11 protein-coding genes and 1 pseudogene are annotated in these 15,213 nt (G+C 73.3%); 8 read left to right on the top strand and 4 right to left on the bottom strand.

What is annotated here, in order from left to right:
* Positions 1-99: 99 nt before the first annotated feature.
* On the bottom strand, positions 100-1,026 hold the full coding sequence (locus ACZ47G_RS19480) for a GNAT family N-acetyltransferase (protein WP_465744216.1): 927 nt from the start codon (positions 1,024-1,026) through the stop codon (positions 100-102).
* A gap of 315 nt (positions 1,027-1,341) precedes the next feature.
* Here ACZ47G_RS19480 and ACZ47G_RS19485 point away from each other — a divergent pair.
* From ACZ47G_RS19485 to ACZ47G_RS19495, 3 genes and pseudogenes are all read left to right on the top strand, one after another.
* Positions 1,342-2,633 (top strand): annotated as a pseudogene (locus ACZ47G_RS19485) (MbnB/TglH/ChrH family RiPP precursor modification enzyme).
* A gap of 27 nt (positions 2,634-2,660) precedes the next feature.
* Positions 2,661-3,737 (top strand): TIGR04222 domain-containing membrane protein, encoded by a 1,077-nt coding sequence (locus ACZ47G_RS19490; protein WP_465744218.1) that lies wholly within the window; start codon positions 2,661-2,663, stop codon positions 3,735-3,737.
* A 69-nt stretch (positions 3,738-3,806) separates the two neighbouring features.
* A complete protein-coding gene (locus tag ACZ47G_RS19495) occupies positions 3,807-4,589 on the top strand; it encodes a TIGR04222 domain-containing membrane protein (protein ID WP_465744220.1) in 783 nt (260 codons plus the stop codon).
* Positions 4,590-4,638: 49 nt separating this feature from the next.
* On the opposite strand, the gene hemQ is transcribed toward ACZ47G_RS19495, so the two are convergent.
* The 3 genes from hemQ to hemE all read right to left on the bottom strand — a co-directional run bounded on the left by hemQ (position 4,639) and on the right by hemE (position 8,140).
* Positions 4,639-5,364, bottom strand: coding sequence for a hydrogen peroxide-dependent heme synthase (hemQ, locus tag ACZ47G_RS19500; RefSeq protein ID WP_188306042.1), 726 nt, complete (start codon positions 5,362-5,364; stop codon positions 4,639-4,641).
* Positions 5,361-6,803, bottom strand: coding sequence for a protoporphyrinogen oxidase (gene hemG, locus ACZ47G_RS19505; protein WP_465744222.1), 1,443 nt, complete (start codon positions 6,801-6,803; stop codon positions 5,361-5,363). The genes hemQ and hemG overlap by 4 nt, the downstream gene beginning before the upstream one ends.
* Positions 6,804-7,036: 233 nt before the next feature.
* Positions 7,037-8,140, bottom strand: a complete 1,104-nt coding sequence (gene hemE / locus ACZ47G_RS19510; protein WP_465744224.1) for a uroporphyrinogen decarboxylase — start codon at positions 8,138-8,140, stop codon at positions 7,037-7,039.
* Between the two features lie 146 nt (positions 8,141-8,286).
* Here hemE and ACZ47G_RS19515 point away from each other — a divergent pair, with 146 nt between their 5' ends.
* The 5 genes from ACZ47G_RS19515 to ACZ47G_RS19535 all read left to right on the top strand — a co-directional run bounded on the left by ACZ47G_RS19515 (position 8,287) and on the right by ACZ47G_RS19535 (position 15,166).
* A complete protein-coding gene (locus ACZ47G_RS19515) occupies positions 8,287-8,949 on the top strand; it encodes a DUF3000 domain-containing protein (RefSeq protein WP_465744226.1) in 663 nt (220 codons plus the stop codon).
* Between the two features lie 320 nt (positions 8,950-9,269).
* Positions 9,270-9,986: a response regulator transcription factor gene (locus tag ACZ47G_RS19520; RefSeq protein ID WP_350511717.1), complete on the top strand. Its 717-nt coding sequence runs from the start codon at positions 9,270-9,272 to the stop codon at positions 9,984-9,986.
* Between the two features lie 306 nt (positions 9,987-10,292).
* Entirely contained in the window at positions 10,293-11,543 is a 1,251-nt protein-coding gene (locus ACZ47G_RS19525; RefSeq protein ID WP_465744228.1) for an HRDC domain-containing protein, read from the top strand.
* A 255-nt stretch (positions 11,544-11,798) separates the two neighbouring features.
* Entirely contained in the window at positions 11,799-13,016 is a 1,218-nt protein-coding gene (locus ACZ47G_RS19530) for a thiolase family protein (RefSeq protein ID WP_465744230.1), read from the top strand.
* Positions 13,017-13,018: 2 nt separating this feature from the next.
* Positions 13,019-15,166 (top strand): 3-hydroxyacyl-CoA dehydrogenase NAD-binding domain-containing protein, encoded by a 2,148-nt coding sequence (locus ACZ47G_RS19535; protein WP_465744232.1) that lies wholly within the window; start codon positions 13,019-13,021, stop codon positions 15,164-15,166.
* Positions 15,167-15,213 lie beyond the last annotated feature (47 nt).

Consider the following 15,213-nt stretch of genomic DNA (forward strand, 5'->3'; position numbering starts at 1 on the left):
AGACTCGACCACGAACTGTGCGCCCTGGTCATGTCCCCGCCCGTGGCTGGAAATACCCCCTCGGCGGCGATCGGAGTGCGGCGGCCACCGCGCCGGTTGTCACCCCAGTCGCTTGATCCCCTTCCGCTCCCCCGCGCAACGCTCGTACCCCAGCCAGGCGTTGATCGCCAGCATCGGCGCATTGGTGGTGTCGTTGCTGGTGTACGCGCGCCGGTAGCCCGCCGCCGCCGCGAGCCGCAGCGACTCCAGCTTGGCCAGCTTGCTCAGGCCGCGGCCGCGGAACTCCCGGCGGCAGGCGGTGAACGCGGACCAGTAGCGGTCCACCCCGTCGGTCTGCGCCAGGGTGAGCGCGGCCGGCTCGCCGTCCACCACGGCGACCGTCGTCAGCCCCCGGTCGAGGTCCGGCCGGGCCCAGTCGCCGCGGAGCCACGCCTCGTACTCCAGGGCGTCCATCGGCACCTCGCCCGGCTCGTCCCGGATCGCGTCCGCCTCCACCAGGAACAGCGGGCGCGGGTCGTCCGCCCAGTCGGTGGCCGGGCGCAGCTCCACGCCGGCCGGCAGCGGCGGCGCGGGCGGCAGCGGCAGCGTCAGGTCCCGGCCGCCGAACTGCGCGGAACTCCGCAGCTCGTAACCCCGGGCGGGGCCGAAGGCCAGCGAGGCCGGCTCGTCGTCCAGCCAGGTGTGCAGTTCGGCCACCCCGTGGCCGCTCAGGTGGCGTTCGGCCGCGGCCAGCAGCGCGGTGGCCGCGCCGCGCCGGCGGAACTCCGGCAGCACGCTGCCGTTGGCGTAGCCGACGCCGGTGGTCGTCGTCCCGAGCACCACCCCGCAGCGCACCGCGCCGACCACCCGGCCGTCCAGCTCGGCGACGAAGGTACGGAAGTGCTGCTCGGGATCCTGCCGGGCGTTCAGCCAGAGCAGGGCCTCGGCGGTCATCACCAGATGTTCGCGCCCGGCCCGGTGGGCGGCGGCCACGGCCTCGGCGTCGTCGGGGCGGAAGTCACGGATCGTCAGCGTTTTCTCAGTCATCGGTCCGCACGGTAGCCTCGACGCACCCGGCGCCGCCTCCGGTTTTCGCCGCCCCCGGAGCCGAACCCGGAGCCGCACCCGGAGCCGCACCCCACCTGCGGGACCGTACCGGCCAGGGGTCGGAGTCCCCGATCACCAGGACGGCAAGCTCAAATAATGCTCTGAGAAGACCGGGTGAGGCTTGGCAGCCACCCCGCCCGGGGACATCCTCAGCAGCACGGCCGCGCGGTCCTGGCGACGACGCCCGCACCGCCCGACGGCCTCCCCGTCCAGCCCTCCGAAGGGGGCGAACCGATGACTTCCCCTGGCCTGAACCTGCCCAACGCCGCCGGCGTCGCCGCCACCACCGTCGCCGCCACCACCGTCGGCACCACGCCCCGGCTCGGCATCGGCCTCGGCTGGCGCAGCGAGATCGACACCGTGGTCGAGCGTCAACCCGGCCTGGACTGGATCGAGGTGGTCGCCGAGAACATCTGCGCCGACCACCTGCCCGACTCGCTCACCGCCCTGCGCGGACGCGGCGTCACCGTCGTCCCGCACGGCGTCGGCCTCGGCCTCGGCGGCGCGGACCGGCCCGACCCGGACCGGCTCGACCGGCTCGCCGGGGCGGCGCTCGCGCTCGGCTCCCCGCTGGTCACCGAGCACCTGGCCTTCGTCCGGGCCGGCGGCCTGGAGGCCGGGCACCTGCTGCCCGTCCCCCGCACCCGGGACTCGCTGCGGGTGATCGCCGAGAACATCCGGATCGCCCAGGACCACCTCCCGGTGCCACTCGCACTGGAGAACATCGCCACCCAACTCGCCTGGCCCGACGACGAGTTCACCGAAGGCGAGTTCCTCGCCGAACTGGTCGCGCGCACCGGCGTCCGACTGCTGATCGACGTCGCCAACCTGCACACCAACCGGGTCAACCTCGGCACCGATCCGGCCGCCGAACTCGACCGGCTGCCGCTGGAGGCACTCGCCTACGTGCACGTCGCCGGCGGCACCCTGGTCGACGGCGTGTGGCACGACACCCACGCCCACCCCGTCACCGAACCGGTGCTGGAGGTCCTGGCCGAACTCTGCGCGCGGGTCGCACCGCCCGGCGTCCTGCTGGAACGGGACGCCGACTTCCCGCCGCCCTCCGAACTGGCCGGTGAACTGGACGCCATCCGCCGGGTGCTGGAGGGGAGCACCCCGCGATGAACGACCTGGACCTCGGCGAGGCCGAGCACAGCCCGGCCCGGGAGCGCCTCGCCCGGCGCCAGACGGAACTGCTGGCCGCCCTGGTGGCCGGCGGCCCCGTCCCGCCCGGCTTCGACCCGGACCAGGTCAGCGCCCAGTCCACCGGCCTCGCCGCCAAACGGCGCGACACCACCGCGAAGGTCGCCCCCGACCTGCCCCGCCTGCTCGGGGCGGAGTACGGGCCGCTCTTCCTCCGCTACGCCCGCACCCACCCGCAGACCGGCGGCTACCGCGCCGACGCCCGGGCCTTCGCCACGTGGGTGCTCACCGACGGCGGCCCGCCCGCCGCCGACCACCGCCGCGCCCTGGAGCACTGGCTCCACCCGGCACCGCAGCCGGCCGGACCGCTCGCCCGGCTGCGCCGGGCCCTGCGCCGCCACTGAACCGACGTCTTCCCGGGGGAACCGCCCATGTGGCACAACAGCTACTTCCTGATCCCGGCCGCCCTGCTGATCGCGGCCGCCCTGTACGCCTCGCAGACCCGGCAGCGGGTCCGGCACGTCCCGAAGCCGCAGGGCCTGCCCGGCCGCGGCCTGCCGCTGCTGGACACCGCCTTCCTCGCCGGCGGCCCCGGCCGGGTCTTCGACACCGCGCTGGTCCGGATGCACCTGAGCGAGCAGGTCGTGATCAACCGGGCCGGCCTGGTCACCCTCACCGGCTCCAAGCCGTACGACGCCGTCGACCAGGCGGTCCACGACGCCGTCGGCCCGACCGGCAGCCGGGCCCTCGGCTCGCTGCGGCGCACGGTGACCCACTCGGCCGCCGTCCAGGAGATCGGCGACCGGCTCGCCGACCGCGGCCTGATGCGCCGCCCCGAGCGGCTGCGCCGGGCCCTCCTGGCCCGTCGGCTGCTCTGGCTCGCGATGCTGATCGTCCTGCTCTCCGCCGGGCTCGCCCTGCTGCTCGACGACCACGAGGCCGGCTACGACCGCGCCAACCTCTGGTACCCGGGCCTGCTGCTGTTCGTCGGCGCCGTCACCCTGCTCACCAGCATCCCGGCGAACGGCCGGGTCACCCCGGCCGGGCACCGCCAGCTCAGCCTGATGCAGGGCAGCACCCCGTGGTCGCCCAGCTCCGGCGTCTCGCCCCGGCTCACGGGCGGCGCGATGCTCGGCGCGGTCGCCCTCGGCGGACTGGCCGCGGCCTCGCTGGACAACCCGGAGCTGGAGGCCGCGATGCTGGCCGCGGTGGCCGAGGAGGAGGCGGTTCGGCAGGCCTCCTCCTCGTCCGCCTTCCTCTCTTCCTCGTCCTCCTCGGCCTCGTCCTCCTCCTCGGCCTCGGTCTCGTCGAGCAGCTCCTCCTGCGGCACCTCGGTCAGCTCGTGCGGCGCCTCCTCCGACTCGGGCTCCACCCACCACCACTCCTCCTGCGGCTCCTCGCACCACTCCTCGTGCGGTTCCTCGCACTCCAGCAGCTGCGGCTCCTCCCACTCCAGTTGCGGGAGCAGCTGCGGTTCGAGCTGTGGCAGCAGCTGCGGCGGCTCCTGACGTCACAGTTCGGTATCGCGCTCCCGGAAGCCGTTCCGCGCGCCACGGCCCCAGGCATAGAACAAGCCCATGTGGTTGCTGTTCCTGATACCGGCCTGTGTCGCGGCGGTGCTGTCCTGCCTCCGGCTGGTGCGGATGACCGCCACCGCCGACGCCCTCGCCGACCAGGAGCGGCTACGCCCACCGGAAGCCGTCGGCATAGGGCTGTACGAGACGGCGTACCTGGCCGGCGGCCCGGACCGGGTGGTCGAACTGGCCCTCGTCCTGATGGCCGGCCGCGGCCGGCTGCACCTCGCCCACACCGGCTGGACGACGGTGGTCGACCCCAGGGGCCGCAGCCGGCTGGAGCGCGCGGTGATCACCACCGTCGGTCCCGAGGGCCAGTGCCGTACGGACGACCTGCGCCGGGCGATGGGCGAGCACCCCACCGTGCTGGAGATCGGCGCCCGGCTCTCGCTGGCCGGGCTGGCCACCCCGGCGCTGGTCCAGCGCAACACCGTGGTGGTGGTCCGCCACGTCCGGCACGCGATGCTGCTGACGGTGGTGCTGCTCGCCGCCGCGCTGTCCGTCAGCGGCTTCACCGGCGGTGACACCGTCGCCCCGCTCGCCTGGTTCTCGCTGCCGCTGGTGCTCACCGCGGGCACCCTGCTGATGGCCCGGGTCGACGTCTACCCGTACACCCGCTGGGCCTCCCCGATCGGCCAGGAGGTCCTCCGCGAGGTCCGCCCCGCCCGCCAGCACGGCCTCGCCGACGACGAGGAGCGCGAACTCCTCACCGCCGTCGCCATGAACGGTCCCGCCGCCCTCCTCGACCCCCGCCTGCGCGCCGCCCTCCGCCCCCACCGCACCTGACATGCCGGAACGGGGCCCGCCGAAGCGGACCCCGTTCCGGAAGTACGCGTCAGACCAGGCCGTTCAGCAGCTCGCTCACCGGCTTGCGGCGGCCGGTGAAGAACGGCACCTCCTCGCGGACGTGCAGGCGGGCGCGGGACGGGCGCAGGTCGCGCATCAGGTCGACGATGCGGTGCAGTTCGTCGGCCTCGAAGGCGAGCAGCCACTCGTAGTCGCCGAGCGCGAACGAGGCCACCGTGTTGGCCCGCACGTCGGGGTAGCCGCGGGCCATCTGGCCGTGCTCGGCGAGCATCGCGCGCCGCTCGGCGTCCGGCAGCAGGTACCACTCGTAGGAGCGGACGAACGGGTAGACGCAGACGTAGTCGCGCGGGTGCTCGTCGGCGAGGAAGGCCGGGATGTGCGACTTGTTGAACTCGGCCGGGCGGTGCAGGGCCATGTTCGACCAGACCGGCTCCAGCTGGCGGCCGAGGCCGGTGCGGCGGAAGCGGTTGTACGCCTCCTGGAGGTCGTCCGAGTCCTCGGCGTGCCACCAGACCATGATGTCGGCGTCCGCGCGCAGCCCGGACACGTCGTAGGTGCCGCGGATCGTCACGTCCTTGGCGTCCAGCTGCGCGAACAGCTCGTCCACCTCGGCGGCGAGGGCGGTGCGGTCCTCGGGCAGGGCGCCCTTGAGCTTGAACACCGACCACATGGTGTAGCGGATGACCTGGTTCAGGTCGCGCGCCTTCTTCTTCTCGGGCCGCTGCTCGGGCTCCCGCTCAACGCTCTCAGTCATGCGCCCATTGTCCTCTCCGTGGAACCGTCCCCGGTCGCCGGGGTCAACAGTCTGTCGATGTGCCCGCCGATGGCCGCCGCGGCGGCGGCCGCCGAACCGATGCAGGCCGGGATCCCCACCCCGTCGTACGCGGCGCCGCACAGCGCCAGCGCCCCCACCCCCCGGGCCGCCGCCCGCACCCGGGCCACCCGCTCCGGGTGGCCCACCGGGTACTGCGGCAGGCCGGCCGTGAAGCGCGACACGAAGGTGTCGTACGGCCGGGCGGTCAGCCCGATCGCCTCCTCCAGGTCCGCCAGCGAGCGGGCCACCAGCTCCTCGTCCGGCAGCTCCAGCACCGCGTCCTCGCGGTGGCGGCCGAGCGAGGTGCGCAGCAGGAAGGCGTCCGGGGCGGAACGCTCCAGCCAGCCCCACTTGTTGGAGGAGAAGGTCGAGGCCTTGATCCGGCGGCCGTCCACCGGCGGCACCAGGAAGCCGCTGCCGCGGGGCGGCTCGGCCAGGTCGGCCCGGCGGAACGCCAGGGTCACCAGTGCCATGCCCGCGTACTCGACGGCGTCCAGCTCGGCGGCGGCCGCCGGGGCGTCCGCGCGCAGCAGCCGGGCCGCGGCGGGCGCCGGCACGGCCAGCACCACGGCGTCGGCGGTCAGCACCTCGCCGCCGGCCACCACCCGCCAGCCCCCGGGGGTGCGGCGCAGTTCCTCCACCGGGGTGTCGGTGCGCAGGTCCACACCCGCCTTCACGCAGGCCGCGGCCACCGCCTCGGGCAGGGTGCCGAGGCCTCCGCGCAGGCCCTGGAACACCGGGGTGCCGACCACCTGCGGCCGGGACGCCAGCTCGTGCACCCCCGCGACCAGCGAGCCGCCGCCCTGGGCGATCGGCAGCAGCTGCGGCACCGCGGCGCGCAGCGAGATCTCCTCGGCGCGCCCGGCGTAGACGCCGCCCAGCAGCGGCTCGACCAGCCGGTCCACCACCTCCTGGCCGAGCCGGTCGGCGACGTAGCGGCCGATCGCGACGTCCGACCCGACCTCGGTGGCCCGCTCGTGCCCGGCCCGCTCCAGCCCTTCGGCACTGAGCACCCCCGAGGCGGCCAGCGCCTCCAGGTCACCCGGGACACCCATCACCTGCCCGCCGGGCAGTGGCCGCAGCGCCCCCCTGGTCCAGATCGCCGCCTTCGCGGTGGTCGGCGGCTCCAGCTCGTCCCCCAGCCCGACGGCCCGCGCCAGCTCCACCGCCTCCGGCCGCCGCGCCAGCACCGACTCGGCCCCGAGGTCCACCCGGACCCCGCCGACCTCGCCGCCCCACAGCTTCCCGCCGACCCGCCCGGACGCCTCCAGCACCGTCACCCGGGCCCGCGCGGCTCCCCCGGCCGCCCCGCTCAGGAAGGCGGCCGCAGCCAGCCCCGCGATCCCACCACCGACGACGACGACCTGTGCATCCGACATGCCTCGCAGTCTCGCAGGTCTTTACGCCGGACCCTCAATCCGCTGCACACCGGAGGCCGATCGCGATCGGGAACGGCACCGGGCGTTCGAGCCCGCCCCGGAAGATCCCGGCCGGAGCGTGGGCGGAGACGGCCCTGGAGGTCCGCCGCGAGGTCGCGGCGCCGAGGACTGACCGGACCGGTACGCGACGGTGGCGGGCCCCCGGCTCCCCGGGGGCCCGCCACCGCGGGGCGTCAGCGGGCGCTGGCCTCGTGCACGAAGGCGACCAGCCGGCTGAGCGCGTCCGGGTCCATGGACGGCATCACGCCGTGGCCGAGGTTGAAGATGTGGCCGCTGCTGCCGACCGCCTGGGCGGCGTGCAGCACCTCACGGGCCTTGGTCTCGACGACCTTGGTGGGCGCGAACAGCACCGCCGGGTCGAGGTTGCCCTGCAGCCCCTTGCCCGGGCCGACCCGCTCGGCCGCGACGTTCAGCGGCACCCGCCAGTCGACGCCCACGATGTCCGCGCCGGCCTGGCCCATCAGCCCGAGCAGCTCGCCGGTGCCGACGCCGAAGTGGATCCGCGGCACCCCGTAGGAGGCGACGGCGTCGAAGACCTTGGTGCTGGCGGGCATGACCGAGCGGCGGTAGTCGTCCGGGGCGAGCGCGCCGACCCAGGAGTCGAACAGCTGGATCGCGGAGGCGCCGGCCTCGATCTGCACCTTGAGGAAGGCGGAGGTGATGTCGGCGAGCCGGTCCATCAGGGCGGCCCACAGCTCGGGCTGCCCGTACATCATGGCCTTGGTGTTCTCATGGTTCTTGGACGGCCCGCCCTCGATCAGGTAGCTGGCGAGCGTGTACGGCGCGCCCGCGAAGCCGATCAGCGGGGTCCCGCCGAGCTCGTCCACCAGCAGGCCGACGGCCTCGGTGATGTAGGGGACGTCGTCGGGCTCCAGCGGGCGCAGCCGCTGGAGGTCCTCGAAGCTGCGGATCGGGTCGGCGATGACCGGGCCGATGCCGGGCTTGATGTCCACGTCGATGCCGACGGCCTTGAGCGGCACCACGATGTCGCTGAAGAAGATCGCCGCGTCCACCTTGTGCCGGCGCACCGGCTGGAGGGTGATCTCCTTGACCAGCTCGGGCCGCATGCAGGAGTCCAGCATCGGGATGCCCTCGCGCACCTTCAGGTACTCGGGCAGCGAGCGGCCGGCCTGGCGCATGAACCACACCGGGGTGTGCGGCACCGGCTCGTGCCGGCAGGCGCGGAGGAACGCGGAGTCGTACGCGGCGCCGCGGGGCGCGGGGGTGGTTCGGCCGTCGAGGGTGGCCGCCGTCGGGTCTGCCGTAGTCTCGCTCACGGGTCAAATCTTCGCATGCGCCCGGGGGCGCCCCTCTCGGGCGGTCTCGTCGGTTCCTCCAAGATCTGGCCGGGTTTGCCGTTCCGGCACGCCGCTCGGACGGAAGTTGCGGCGATAACCCGGGTTTTCGACCTAGTCTTCGGGTCATGGCAGCGGTCGGCGGGCACCCCGCACAGGGTGGCGGAACAGGTGGCGGAACGGGTCGGGAGGGGGCGCCGAGCGAGTTCCGGGCCGCCGTGGAGGCCCTCGACGGGGCGCGGCTGCGGCCCGAGGTCCAGCTCTCCCCCGCGCCGGCCCCGCGCCGGCTGGCCCCGCACGCGTTCGCGCTGACCGCCACCGTGGAGGTGGACGGCGAGGAGCTGGCCGACGGCCGGCTGGTGCTGCTGTACGACCCCGCCGGGCAGGAGGCCTGGAACGGGGAGTTCCGGGTGGTCACCATGACCCGGGCCGAGCTGGAGCCGGAGATGGCCGGCGACCCGATGCTCTCCGAGGTCGGCTGGGCCTGGCTGCTGGACGCCCTGCAGGCGCACGGCGCCGGCTACGCGGAGCCGTCCGGCACGGTGACCCGCTGCGCCTCGCAGTACTTCGGCGGTCTGGCGGACCGCCCCTCCTCGACCGAGATCGAGATCCGGGCCTCCTGGACCCCGGCCGACGGCCGTTTCGAGCGGCACCTGGCGGCCTGGGGCGACCTGCTCTGCATCAGCGCCGGCCTGCCGCCGGTCACCCCGGCCCCACAGGGCCCGAGCGAGGTCACGTCACTCGGTGGAGTGGTCCCGATGCCCGCCCGGCGACGCCCCCGGTCGCACTGACGGGTGGTGTCCGGGCCGAACGGCACCTCCGGCCCCGCCGGCCACCCCCAGGGCTGACGGAGTGTGACTTCGATCCCGCTCTGCGTCAATTACCTGGTCAACCACGACCGATTCGTGACGAATCTGATCGATTTTGTACGAATTCCAGGCATGTTGCATCAGTCATATGCGCGATTTGTCCGTATTGTTACTCACTAGATCGTGATCTTTCGCTAAAGCCGGGCACGGTAGCTGCCGAAGCAGACTGTGACCCTTTCCGAACGCGGAACACTCCGACCGCCCCCTCGGGGTTCCGTCCGCCACTCCCCGCAGGAGGCCTGGTGTCGGTCCTTCTTGAGCACCCCGCAAACGTGGTCGCCTACCGCCCGACCAAGCCCACCGCCATGGTGGTCATCGCTGATCCCCGCGTCCGAAACACCGTCACCCGCCACCTCTGGGCGCTCGGCGTCCGCGACGTGATCGAGGTGTCCTCCATCGCCGAGGCCCGCCCCCGGGTCTCCACCCCGCGTGACATCTGCGTCGCCGACGTCCACTTGCCGGACGGTTCCGGGCTGACCATCCTTGCCGAGACCCGCGCCGCAGGCTGGCCCAACGGCCTGGCCCTCTCCGCCGCCGACGACATCGGCGCCGTCCGCAGCGCACTGGCCGGAGGCGTCAAGGGATACGTGGTCACCGGCACCCGCACCAATGTCGCGATGCCCGGCCGCCCCGGCCTGCCGCTCGGTGCCGCCGGGCTGGCCGGCCGGATGCGCCGCCCCGGGATGCCGGGCATGCCGGGTGCAGCCGGAGCCCCTGGTGCGCCCGGCGCACCCGGAGCGCCCGGCCCGCAGCAGACCGCCTACCGCGAGCTGTCCGGCCGCGAGGTCGAGGTGCTGCGGCTGGTCGCCGAGGGCCAGTCGAACAAGGCGATCGGCGTGGCGATGGGCCTGTCGGCGCTCACGGTGAAGAGCCACCTCGCCCGGATCGCCCGCAAGCTCGGCACCGGCGACCGTGCCGGGATGGTGGCGGTCGCACTGCGCACCGGCATCATCCACTGAGCCGGCCGGGACCGAGGCACTAGTCGAACCGCCGGCGGCCCAGGAGGAACGTTCCTCCTGGGCCGCCGCACGTTCGTCCGACGGCCGCGGAGGACCCGGGGCGGGCTCCTGGCGGGGCGGGCGATCACCCGCCCCGAGCCAAAGGGGTGCGCCGGTGTCGAGAGGGAGAAGCGAGGGAGCGACGCAGGAGCGAGGGAGCGCCGACCGTCGGCGCCGGGTCCGAGCGGCCCGGAGGAGAGCGGGCGATCAACAGTCTGACCAGTCCGACAACACTCCCAGTTCCGGTGACCGTCGTACCCTTGGTGAGTGACCGACGCCGTAGCAGCCATCCCAGAAGAAGCAGCCCCGGTCCCGCTCCTCGAACCGAAGGAGGGGATCCCGCCCGTCGTGGCGGACGAGCAGGCGCTGGCCGCCACGATCGCCGCCTTCGGCGCGGGCACCGGACCGGTCGCCGTCGACGCCGAGCGGGCCTCCGGCTATCGCTACGGCCAACGCGCGTACCTGATCCAGCTGCGCCGAGCCGGCGCCGGCTCCGCCCTGATCGACCCGATCGCCTGCCCTGACCTCAGCGGGCTGGGCGCCGCCATCGCGGACGCCGAGTGGGTGGTGCACGCCGCGACCCAGGACCTGCCCTGCCTGGCCGAGGTCGGCATGAGACCGGCCCGCCTCTTCGACACCGAGCTCGCCGGGCGGATCGCCGGCTTCGCCCGGGTCGGCCTCGGGCCGATGACCGAGAACGTGCTCGGGCTGAGCCTGGCCAAGGAGCACTCGGCCGTCGACTGGTCCACCCGTCCGCTGCCCGAGCCCTGGCTGCGCTACGCCGCTCTGGACGTCGAGGTGCTGGTCGAGCTGCGTGACGCACTCGAACAGGAGCTGGACGCCCAGGGCAAGCTCGACTGGGCCCTGGAGGAGTTCGCCGCGATCGCCGCCGCGCCCCGCCCGGCCCCGCGCACCGACCCGTGGCGGCGCACCTCGCAGCTGCACAAGGTCCGGCGGCGCCGTCAGCTGGCCGTAGTGCGCGAGCTGTGGCTGGCCCGCGACCGGCTGGCGCAGGAGCGCGACGTCTCCCCCGGCCGGGTGCTCTCGGACGCCGCGATCGTCAACGCCGCGCTGGCCATGCCGCTGAACATCGCCGCGCTCCAGGCCGTGCAGGGCTTCGGTCCGCGGCTGCACCGGCGCCAGCTGGACCAGTGGCTGGCGGCCGTGCAGCGCGGCCGGGAGGTCCCGGAGAACCAGCTGCCGCCGGCCGCCGCCCCGCACGACGGCCCGCCGCCGCCGCGCGCCTGGGCGGAGAAGGACCCGGTCGCGGCCGCCCGGCTGTCCGGTGCCCGTGCCGCGGTCAGCGAGCTGGCCGAGCGCCACCACCTGCCGGCCGAGAACCTGATCACCCCGGACCTGGTGCGCCGGGTCTCCTGGGAGCCGCCGGCCGAGCTGAGCGCCGACGGCGTGGCCGCCGCGCTGCGCCGGCTCGGCGCCCGGCAGTGGCAGGTCGACCTGGTGGCCCCGGTGGTGGCCAACGCCTTCGTCACCGCCGCCACTGCCACCGCCGAGGGCTGATCCTCCGGCGGAACGCCGCGAAAGGCTCCGAAGAGGGGATGTCGTCCGCACGGACGGCATCCCCTTCGGCGTCTCCGGGAACCCTTCCTGGTCGGACGTACCGGCGGACGTGTCGCGGGACACATGGTCAGAACCCTCCGAGGGGCCTGGGCAGGTTGGTTACCGGCGGGTAGCATGACCGTGACGCGGCGCCGCTCGGTTCTTCCGGCGGCAGCCTGCCCACCTCAAATGTTGGTCCCTGGGAGGAGAGCCCCCGTGCCTCGTACCGCGAGGGACGTCGTCTTCGTCGATGGCGTCCGCACCCCGTTCGGCAAGGCCGGCCCGAAGGGCATCTACCACGAGACGCGCGCCGACGACCTCGTCGTCAAGTGCATCCGGGAGCTCGTGCGCCGTAACCCGAACCTGCCCGTCGAGCGCATCGACGAGGTCGCCATCGCGGCCACCACGCAGATCGGCGACCAGGGTCTGACGATCGGGCGCACCGCCGCCCTGCTGTCCGGCCTGCCGAAGTCCGTCCCCGGTTACTCGATCGACCGCATGTGCGCCGGCGCCCTGACCGCCGTCACCGCCACCGCCGGCGGCATCGCCTTCGGCGCGTACGACGTGGTCGTGGCCGGCGGTGTCGAGCACATGGGCCGCCACCCGATGGGCGAGGGCGTGGACCCGAACCCGCGCTTCGTCTCCGAGAAGCTGGTCGACGAGTCCGCCCTGTTCATGGGCATGACCGCGGAGAACCTGCACGACCGCTTCCCGCACATCACCAAGGAGCGCTGCGACGCCTACGCCGTGCGCTCCCAGGAGAAGGCCGCCAAGGCGTACGCCAACGGCGACATCCAGCCCGACCTGGTGCCGATCTCGATCCGCAACACCAACCCCGAGGTCGGCGAGACCGGCTGGGGCCTGGCCACCGTGGACGAGCCGATGCGCCCGGGCACCACGATGGAGTCGCTGGCCGGCCTCAAGACCCCGTTCCGCCCGCACGGCAACATCACCGCGGGCAACTCGGCCGGTCTGAACGACGGTGCCACCGCCTCGCTGCTGGCCGCCGAGGACGTCGCCGAGGAGCTCGGCCTCCCGGTCAAGATGCGCCTGGTCTCCTACGCCTTCGCGGGCGTCGAGCCCGAGGTCATGGGCATCGGCCCGGTGCCGGCCACCGAGAAGGCGCTGGCCAAGGCCGGTCTGACCATCGACGACATCCAGGCCTTCGAGGTCAACGAGGCCTTCGCCGTCCAGGTGCTGTCCTTCCTGGACCACTACGGCATCGCGGACGACGACGAGCGGGTCAACCCGTTCGGCGGCGCGATCGCCTTCGGCCACCCGCTGGCCTCCTCGGGCGTGCGCCTGATGAACCAGCTGGCCCGCCGCTTCGAGCAGCGCCCGGACGTCCGCTACGGCCTCACCACGATGTGCATCGGCTTCGGCATGGGCGGCACCATCATCTGGGAGAACCCCCACTTCGAGGGTGGTAAGTGAGTATGAGCACCACGACTGAGCTGCTCCAGCACGGCGCCGAGCTGTTCCCGGGCGAGGTCGTCACGACCGCGCACGTGCGCCACCTGGACCTGCCGCTGCAGGCCGGCAAGCTGGCCCTGATCACCCTGGACAACGGCTTCGACCACACCAAGCCGACCACCTTCGGCCCGGGCTCGCTGCTCAAGCTGTCCGAGGCGCTGGACCAGGTCGAGGCCGAGGCGGCCGAGGGCAAGATCGTCGGCGCCGCGATCACCGGCAAGCCGTTCATCTTCGCCGTCGGCGCCGACCTCAAGGGCGTCGAGCTGCTCAAGCAGCACGCCGACGCGCTGGCCATCGGCAAGGGCGGCCACGAGGTCTTCAAGCGGATCGCCGCACTGCCCGTCCCGACCTTCGCCTTCTACAACGGCGCGGCCATGGGCGGCGGCGTCGAGGTCGGCCTGCACTGCGACTACCGCACGGTGTCGGCGGGCGTCCCGGCCTTCTCGCTGCCCGAGGTCTTCCTCGGCCTCGTCCCCGGCTGGGGCGGCTGCACCATCCTGCCGAACCTGATCGGTGCCGGTAAGGCCGTGAAGGTCATCATCGAGAACTCGATGAACCAGAACAAGCAGCTCAAGGGCAAGGACGTGTTCGAGCTGGGGATCGCCGACGCGATCTTCGAGCCGGCCGACTTCCTGGAGCAGTCGCTGCTGTGGGCCGCCAAGGTCCTCAAGGGCGACGTGGTCGTCGAGCGCGAGGCGATCGACCGCGGCAAGGCGTGGGACGACGCCGTCCTCTGGGGCCGCATGGTCGCCGACGCCAAGGTGCACGGCGCCGCCCCGGCCGCCTACAAGGCGCTGGACATCATCGCCGCCGTCAAGGACGCCGACCTCGCCGACAAGGCCAGCCTGCAGGCCGGCTTCGACGCCGAGGACGCGGCCCTGGCCGACCTCATCATGAGCGGCGAGCTGCGCAGCGGCATCTACGCCTTCAACCTGGTGCAGCGCCGGGCCAAGCGCCCGTTCGGTGCGCCGGACAAGTCGCTGGCCCGCCCGGTCTCCAAGGTCGGCGTCGTCGGCGCCGGTCTGATGGCCTCGCAGCTGGCGCTGCTGTTCGCCCGCCGTCTGGAGGTGCCGGTGGTCCTCACCGACATCGACCAGGAGCGCATCGACAAGGGCGTCGGCTACGTCCACGCCGAGATCGACAAGCTGCTCGGCAAGGGCCGGATCGGCCAGGACAAGGCCAACCGCCTCAAGGGCCTGGTCACCGGCTCGCTGGACAAGGCCATCGCCTTCGGTGACGCGGACTTCGTCATCGAGGCCGTGTTCGAGGAGATGGGCGTCAAGCAGACCGTCTTCGCGGACCTGGAGAACGTGGTCTCGCCGACCTGTGTGCTGGCGACCAACACCTCCTCGCTGTCGGTCACCGAGATGGCCTCGAAGCTGAAGCACCCCGAGCGGGTCGTCGGCTTCCACTTCTTCAACCCGGTCGCGATCCTGCCGCTGCTGGAGATCGTCCGCGGCGAGCGGACCGACGACGCGTCGCTGGCCACCGCCTTCGCCGTGTCGAAGAAGCTGAAGAAGACCTCGGTGCTGTGCAAGGACGCCCCGGCGTTCGTGGTGAACCGGATCCTGACCCGCTTCATGGGCGAGATCCAGAGCATCATCGACGAGGGCACCCCGATCGCCAGCGTCGAGAAGGCCGTCGAGCCGCTCGGCCTGCCGATGTCCCCGATCGTGCTGCTGGAGCTGGTCGGCCCGGCCATCGCCCTGCACGTCTCGGAGACCCTGGCCGGGGCCTTCCCGGAGCGGTTCACCGTCTCCGAGAACCTCGGCAAGGTGGTCAAGGCCGGCAAGCGCGGCTTCTACACCTGGGTGGACGGCAAGCAGGTCCTCGACCCCGAGGTGCTGGAACTGCTGACCTTCGGCGACTCGGTGCTCACCGAGGAGCAGGTCCTGAGCCGCGCCCTGGAGGCCGTGGCCCAGGAGATCGGCCTGATGCTGGAGGAGGGTGTCGTCGGCGAGGCCCAGGACATCGACCTCTGCATGATCACCGGCGCCGGCTGGCCCTTCCACCTGGGCGGGATCACCCCGTACCTGGACCGTGAGGGCGTCTCGGAGCGGGTGACCGGCAAGAGGTTCCTCGCCCCCGGCGTGGCCTCGGTGCCCGCGTAAGGCGTAGCGCTACGGAAGGAGCCCCCGGCGACCTGGTCGCCGGGGGC

The sequence above is a fragment of the Kitasatospora sp. NPDC030952 genome (genome assembly GCF_055571335.1).